Annotated in this window: 4 protein-coding genes; 3 read left to right on the top strand and 1 reads right to left on the bottom strand. The window is 60.5% G+C overall.

Annotated features, from left to right (window positions below; all coding sequences use genetic code 11):
• Positions 1 to 120: 120 nt before the first annotated feature.
• Entirely contained in the window at positions 121 to 1,377 is a 1,257-nt protein-coding gene (locus tag PLJ71_22260; protein ID HQM51413.1) for a PQQ-binding-like beta-propeller repeat protein, read from the bottom strand.
• Positions 1,378 to 1,579: 202 nt separating this feature from the next.
• Here PLJ71_22260 and PLJ71_22255 point away from each other — a divergent pair, with 202 nt between their 5' ends.
• The 3 genes from PLJ71_22255 to PLJ71_22245 all read left to right on the top strand — a co-directional run bounded on the left by PLJ71_22255 (position 1,580) and on the right by PLJ71_22245 (position 7,212).
• Entirely contained in the window at positions 1,580 to 4,102 is a 2,523-nt protein-coding gene (locus PLJ71_22255; GenBank protein ID HQM51412.1) for a hypothetical protein, read from the top strand.
• Between the two features lie 185 nt (positions 4,103 to 4,287).
• Entirely contained in the window at positions 4,288 to 5,850 is a 1,563-nt protein-coding gene (locus PLJ71_22250; GenBank protein ID HQM51411.1) for a hypothetical protein, read from the top strand.
• Positions 5,851 to 6,276: 426 nt separating this feature from the next.
• The gene (locus PLJ71_22245) at positions 6,277 to 7,212 is read left to right on the top strand and encodes a DUF1559 domain-containing protein (GenBank protein ID HQM51410.1); all 936 of its coding nucleotides are present in this window, start codon (positions 6,277 to 6,279) and stop codon (positions 7,210 to 7,212) included.
• Positions 7,213 to 7,436 lie beyond the last annotated feature (224 nt).

Raw genomic sequence — 7,436 nt, 5'->3', positions numbered from 1 at the left:
GCGCGGGGGTTACGGCAGGCCTTGTCCGGAGCCCGCGGGGCGATACATGCATGGGAGGTGCGCGGCCCGGGATTGTTCGTCAACGTCACTGCCGGGGCGAGACGGCAAGGTCGCTTCCTGTTACTTCGTCTGCTCGATGCGATAGAGATGGGTCTTGGTACGAAGCAGCAGGGCATCTCCCGTGACTGCCGGCGAGGCCCATAATTCGCCTTCGAGCTGGTTGACCGCTAATTCGCGGTATTCGCGTCCGGAAGCGAGCACGGTTGTCGTACCGTCCGTGTTCGAGACATAGATTCGATCGGCCGCCGCCAGAAGCGACGCCCCAAAGCGCCCTCTCAGGTGTTTCGACCACACCTGTTTGCCGGTTGTTGCTTCCATGCATATCAACACGCCCCGGTCACTCACGGTGTATAGCAGGTCGCCGACGAGCACGGGCGACGATTGGTGCGGAGCATCTTCGGTCATCGTCCAGACCACGTGCGTATCGGTCACATCGCCCAGGGCGCCCTGGCGGATCGCCCACAACTGGCTCCCGCCGGGAGGACCGCCCGTGTTTACGAACAGCAGCCCCTGACCGCTGACAATGCGCGAAATGGAACTATCATCGCGGTATCGAACCCGCCAGATCTCCTGACCTGTCCGCGGTTCATGGCCCGTTACCAGGAGAGCGCCGTTGCTTACCAGTTGCGGTTTGCCCTCCACCTCGACGATTACGGGCGTCTGATAGGATTTGAGATAGACCGGACTGATGTCCTCCGTGTACAACTCATCCGGACGATGGTACAACCAGGCCGTATCTCCGGTGTTCTTGTCCAACGCGGCGATGAACTGGTTGTCCGTGCCCTCAAGATCGACGATCACGAGGTCCTGGAAGACAATGGGCGAAGATGCGGGGCCCTGCATGTGATCGCAGTTCAGATCGGACCGCCGCCACAGGATTTCGCCCGAAATCGTGTCGATGCATGCGGTACCAAAGGTGCCGAAGTGGACGTAAACACGCCCCGGCTCGATACAAGGCGACGGCGTGGCGTACGTATTAAGGGGATTGATCCGCTGGGGTTGTTCCACACGGAACACCTCAATGTCGTGAATGACCTCCCCCGAACTCGCATCGACGCCGACCGCATAGAGCACCGTCCCGTCTTCCGTCGCCGTGGTGAGCCAGATCTGGCCGCCCCACACCACGGGCGTCGAATGACCGGAATCATGTATGGCCGTCTTCCAGGCCATGTTCTCGGTCTCCGACCAACGGAGCGGGAGTCCCGTCGAGACGGTGTGCCCGTTTGCCGTCGGGCCTCGCCACTCCGGCCAGTCCCCGTTGGCAAACGCCGCATGGACAAGAGACACGGCGGCAAGGGTCAGAACGCATGAACGCATCTTCAAGTCACTCCGTATGAGCATCCTTGCCATGGATGCAAATGACCGCAGAGTGACAGATTAGAGCAGATTGCATGGGACCCGATCAAAACTTGGCCGCCGTGCATTAGAATCAAGTTCCGGTTAGGATACTTGATGTCCAGACTTCTGACGCTGTTCTGGGCGGCAGTCACGATTGAGCTCCGTGTGGAGGGGGTGTGTCATGAGTGCTGGAATTGCTGTCGTCTGTTTGTGCCTGTTGGGAGGTGTAAGCGAGATAAGCCGCATCGATCTGGTTGCGGACTGGCGTTTCAAGCCGGACCCGGACCACGCGGGCGCACATCACAATTGGGCTTCGCCGGACCTGCCCGACTCGGACTGGGCAACCCTGCAGGCGGGCGTCCGCTGGGAAGACCAGGGATTTCCGAATGTAGACGGCTACGCGTGGTACCGGCGGCGTGTGGATATCCCGGCCGACTGGAGAGGCAAACCGGTCTGGTTGTGCCTCGGTGCAGTAAATGACGGATGCGCGGTCTACTGCAACGGACAACTGCTCAACACGTATGGCCGGACCGAAGATGTCAGCACGGCATGGGTTCCCGTGTTCGCCGAATTGAGCCCGGCGCTGCGCTTTGGTGAACCGAACCTCATCGCGCTCGAAGCCCACGACTGGGGCGGGAGCGGCGGCCTGTGGCAGCTGCCATGCGCCCTTGCCACCGACTTGAGGCAGCTTCCTCTCGATTCGATCGTGAGCGTCTACATGGAACCGGGGGGCCGTCTTCTGTGCATGAGCATCAATGCGGCCGGACTGGGCAATCTGCGCCCAGACACGGCGCTTTGCGCCTCGTTGAGGAAATCTGGCGCAGCGAACAAACTCGAGTGGGTGGAACCATTAGACGCCACGGTACAAACTGCTTCGGTCCGCCGGGAAGTCGACGCCGAGCCGGGCGCGGTTTATGAACTGCGCGTAGCGTTTCGGAGCGCGAATGGCCAGGTCTTCGCGGGCATCGACTGGACACAACAGTTGACGTGGCCGACACAGCCAAAGTGGCCGGGCGAGTATGCCAGTCTCAAGGTCCGCAACAACTTTGTCACGGAACTACTCTCCGTACGCTTGCAGGGAGCAGAGAAGGCCGATCATGACTTTGCGAATCCCAGGCAGGGCTGGGTGTTTATTCGGGCCATGTCTACCGAGACCGCGCCCTCCGTGCGTCTGGACGGCGACACGGGGCCACTGGTCTGGAGACCGAATCCTGATACAGGCGCGTTCGAGGCCATGCGCAAGCTTCCGGAAGGCATGCATACCCTGCACGCCGATAGCACGGAACCAGCCACGCTTGAGATTCGCACTGTGCCGGAACTGGCCTACTGCTACTATCCGGGCGAGCCTCACATCCCCCCGTACGGGCCCTATGACTGGCGCTATGTCGCGCGCTATGTGCTTCCCCACGTCAACACTTTGATCACGGGAAGCAACGTGAAGGATGAGGAGTTCTCCCAGTGGCTCGGCGAGGGCAGACAATGGATCGCCAATTCATCTCTTCCCGGGTTGGCGGCAGACGCCCCGCCTTCCGCCGATGAGGTTTTCGGCGTCTGGGCGAATGTCCCGGGCGCCATCCAGCCCGGCTACGGCGGACTCATCGTAGATGAATTCCTCGCAAAGGGCCCGGAATTCTATGCTGTCTGGGGAGACGCCCTGCGCAGACTGCACGAACTGCCGAGTTTCGCGGACCGCACGTTTTACGCGTGGTGCGGTGGAGATATCTTCAGTGTTGGCGGCAGTTCAGACTTTTTCCGGCTTATCATGGACCTCGGGGACCGGTTCTCATGGGAGAAGTATCTTCCCGAGGCCGCGTCAGAAGAGAAGGCCTTCAGCATGTTGATTCACGAACTGCGCAGCCCCATGTTGAAATGGCAGAAACAATCGCCCGGCGTGGAGAGGCAACTTGTCATGTGTCTTGGCTACCTCTGCGCGCCGCCCGAAACCCTCAACCGTGATCCCGGCATTGATTACCACGTATTCATGGACATGCAGTTCCATTTCCTGTCTACCGACCCATCGTTTTGGAATCTGTACGGCGTCATGGAATACATGTCCAGTTATGCCGACGAAGAATCCATCCGGTGGGCGCACAAGATGTTCCGGCACTACTGCATCGAAGGGAACCGCACGCGGCTGATTGAAGGCCCCTACCTGTTGCCGCATCTGGTCAATCCCGATTTTGCCGGGGGGCTCGATGGGTGGGTTGCGGAGGAGGCCGAAGCGGGCGCCATAGACACCCGGACCATGGATGGCTACAGCCACCTCCACGGCCGGTATCCGCGAACAACACAGGGCGACCGGTTCTGCCGAATGACGCGGTCAGAGAAGGCTCCGAACCGGGTTCGGCAGACACTCCGTGCGCTCAAACCCGGGAAGCTCTATTCACTGAAAGTCATCTCGTCGGACATAGGACGGTTGGACGTAAACCAAACCGTGTCGCTTGGGATCGATATCAAGGCCGTGGAAGTGCTGGAGAAATACGGTTTCGAATATACCTATCCCATCAACTACGCGCATACCCTTGGCGCCTATACCCGCGAACACCCCGCCTACTTCACGTTCCGGCGTGTCGTCTTCAGGCCCAATCAGGAGACCGCTGAACTGACCATTTCCGACTGGGCTGGTCCCAGCGAACCGGGAGGCCCGGCCGGCCAACAAACGGCGTTCAATTTCGTGGAGGTCCAGCCTTTTCTGGAGCCCTAGAAGGAGGGTGTGGCAACGAGGCAGGCCGGGAGTGCTCTTGGAATCGTTGGCGCTGGCCACCAACAGCCGCGTCAGGTTTCGGGACACGCGTTTGCCCGGGTCGCGGTTTGACTGAATCGTGCTCATGTCGTAGATTCCATATCACCTGCGTCACATGCTTTGGATGACTTGCTGGGGAAAAACCGATGATGACCGTAGCGGACGCTGGGCTGTATCGGTGTCACCGCGCCGTGCGTGAGCATGAGGGCATCTTTTCGATACACGGCACGTGGTTACCGATGTTGCTCTTCGGAAGTATGGGCGCGATTACATGGGCAATCCGCGGGTCAAACGGCTGGGGCGGCATCGACGGTACCATCGTGCCGGGCCTGACATGGGGCCTGCTCTGGTATTATCTGTGCCGCCGCAAAGGGATTGACGCCCGCAGTATCGTGTTGTGGCTGGGAATGGGTATCGCCATCGGCGGTGAACTGGGTTACGGACAGTACGCCAGCTGGCTCCGGGGCAATTTCAGTTACCGCGATGAAATCCTGCCCGTCTCTCCTTGGGCCGGTTGTGCCTGGTTCGTTATCTGCGGCATCGGGTGGGGCGCGCCCGGCGGTATTCTCTTGGGATGGGCGCTGAATTCACGCGTGCCGGTTCGTTCCTGGCTGGTTCGCACCCTGCTCCTCCTCGCATTGCTTGTATTCATCTTCAACCTCGGCGCGCCGCTGCTCGGGCCCGGCGCTGTTGAAAGTCTCGGCACATGGTTTCGCCAGCACTGCCCCTGGCCCATCTTCCCTTACGGCGAAACGGGTCTCTACAGCGGAGAACTCGATGAACATCTCGCTCGAACGGTCTATACCAACACCCAGAACGTCGCCGTACTGGTCTGGTGGCTCGTTGCCATGGCCGCGGCCGCGGCGCAGCGCGACCGCGCCACGTTGGTCTCCGGGGCGGTTGTGGGTGCAGGGTTCGGGATCGGCTTTGTCGTGAGCGCCCTGTGGTGTCTGGGCTATGGTCTTGCACCCGGCTATATAGACTGGTGGAAGATGTGGGAACTGCACGCGGGTCTCAACCTGGGCATTCTCTATGTCATTGTCTTGAATTGGGGAATACGCGAGGTGGACAGAACCCATGCACCTGACGGGACGCCTTATGCCTTCTCGGAATCGCCCATGCCCGGCGAAGGGATTATCAGTGGGTTTCTGGGCCTGAGCGGGTTCGTACTGGTTTTCGCGGCAGGGTATGAGTACTTTTTCTGGACCGGCCTGTGTCTGGCCGCGTTCTACGCCGTCACAGTGTGCTTGGCGCACGGTTCTCCGGGAAAGGTCCTTTCACAAAATCAGATTTCCCAGCGCCGCCGAAGCATGGCACTCGCCTATAGCGCGTTCCTGCTGGTATTCATGCTTTTGCACGGAGGCACGTCCCGGCTGGGCGTCATCCTGGAATTGTACTCGCCGGATGCCGTCGATCAGTACGAATGGCCCTCCGGACGGGTCTGGCTCATGATCGCAGGCAGTGCCATCCTGCTTGTCGTCACCCTGACTTGCATTCGAAAGATGCTTCGCCAGCCGAATATTCCGCTATACCCGGATGCTGGCGCCGGCCGTCTGTCCGCGCGCATGGCGGACCTGTGTACCGCGATCGGCATCGTGGGGGCGGCGTCCATATGGCCCGAAAAGACTGCCATTCTCTATGCCGTCTGCATTTGTCTCGCCATTTTCGCCTTCAACCGCATCAATATCCGGATTGCGGACATCGATTGAAGGCCGCGTTCTTGCGCAATCGCGGCCGGCACGTTGCCCGCCACGAATCGTGGGCGAGTTGGCCCAGCCTGATATTCCGGTGACGAAGCCTCGACAGGGAGATGTTTCCGGCGAAGGGACGCAAACGAGCGGCACAGGGTCGAGACCGATGCTGCGGCCGCTCTCTCGACCGGGCCGCTCTTATGACCGGCAGGTCTCCGCAACAGGGTCGCTCGTCATTGACGAAGACCAGCGGCGGGTCTACACTGATAGAGATGCGAGGGTCTTCCGTGAGTTGAGGTACGGGTTGGCGGATTACGAAGGGAGGTGATGCCCCGCAAAGAAACGGACAAGACCACTGAATTCTCTGACTCAATGATTCCGCGGTCATTGATGGGCGGGTGGACGGCTCGTTCCGGGACCGCTGAGCGAAGGGAGGATGCGGACATGCGATATCGTGGTTTTACCTTGATCGAGTTGCTGGTCGTCATTGCCATCATCGGTATTCTCGCTGCGATTCTACTGCCGGCTCTGGCCCGCGCGCGAGAAGCAGCGCGGCGCGCGAGCTGTGCCAACAACCTCAAGCAGTGCGGACTCGCCCTGAAGATGTACGCCAACGAGTCCAAAGGCGAGAAGTTCCCCTCCATGCTTGTCTATCGAAGCTCGTGGTGGGCCAGCCCGCCGAGGCAGTGTGACATTCCCAGCAACGGCCAGTTCAGCTTCGACGGCCCTGCCATGTATCCGGAGTACCTTTCGGACTTCAACGTGCTTATCTGCCCCAGCGATCCCGACATGGAACGGGAAGCGGCAAAATGGCACCACGGGCCCGGCGGCTCGGTGGACCCGTGCGCCATCGAAAACACCAGCTATATCTACTGGGGCTGGCTCGTCACGCCCGACGACTACCTGCTCGCCGGTGGCGGGGGCGACAATGCCGAGAATCCGCAGTTGGGCGTTGATATTTCCGCCGCTCTTCTTACGAGAGCCTATGAGGTGATCCTCACCGAACATGCGACTGAGCTGGCGGCCGGACACAACAACTTTGAGGACGACATCGAGTTTACCCACGAGGACCGCGGGCCAGTCAAACTGTACCGGCTGCGCGAAGGCATTGAACGGTTCCTCATCACGGATATCAACAATCCGGCCTCCACGGCGAAGGCGCAGAGCGAGGTCGCCGTGATGTATGACGCCACCGCCGAGACCACGGTTCAATCTTCGACATGGGGCGACACGTATACCCTGTACAACCATGTGCCCGGCGGCGGCAACGTCTTGTATATGGATGGGCACGTGGAGTTCCTCCGCTATCCCAGCGAATACCCTGTGAGCCGGTGTTGGTCGGTGATTCAGGGGATTGTCTGGGGCGCCATGGGCCCCTGAGCGCACAAGACGGGTGGCATCGTTGAGGCCTCGGGTATAAGCGCGAAGGTCCTGTAGCACAGCAGGGCCGGGTGGCTGGCCATGCGGACGGTCCTACCCGGCCCGGCTGTTATCGTGTGGGAAGGCAGCCCGTCGCGTCCCTCAACATCCCATAGGACCGCCCGGAACCGATTTGGCCCGTTTGCGGAGCTGCGCAGGGCGTATTTCGCCGGCAGCTTATCCGG

The sequence above is a fragment of the Candidatus Hydrogenedentota bacterium genome (assembly GCA_035416745.1).
Classification (GTDB): Bacteria; Hydrogenedentota; Hydrogenedentia; order Hydrogenedentales; family SLHB01; genus UBA2224.
The sequence above is the reverse complement of the archived record's forward strand: the minus strand, read 5'-3'. Positions and strand labels throughout refer to the sequence as shown.

Bases quoted from the DNA above. Each gene is read 5' to 3' on its own strand.
- PLJ71_22260 (HQM51413.1), bottom strand. From the start codon at position 1,377: ATGCGTTCATGCGTTCTGACCCTTGCCGCCGTGTCTCTTGTCCATGCG.
- PLJ71_22255 (HQM51412.1), top strand. From the start codon at position 1,580: ATGAGTGCTGGAATTGCTGTCGTCTGTTTGTGCCTGTTGGGAGGTGTA.
- PLJ71_22250 (HQM51411.1), top strand. From the start codon at position 4,288: ATGATGACCGTAGCGGACGCTGGGCTGTATCGGTGTCACCGCGCCGTG.
- PLJ71_22245 (HQM51410.1), top strand. From the start codon at position 6,277: ATGCGATATCGTGGTTTTACCTTGATCGAGTTGCTGGTCGTCATTGCC.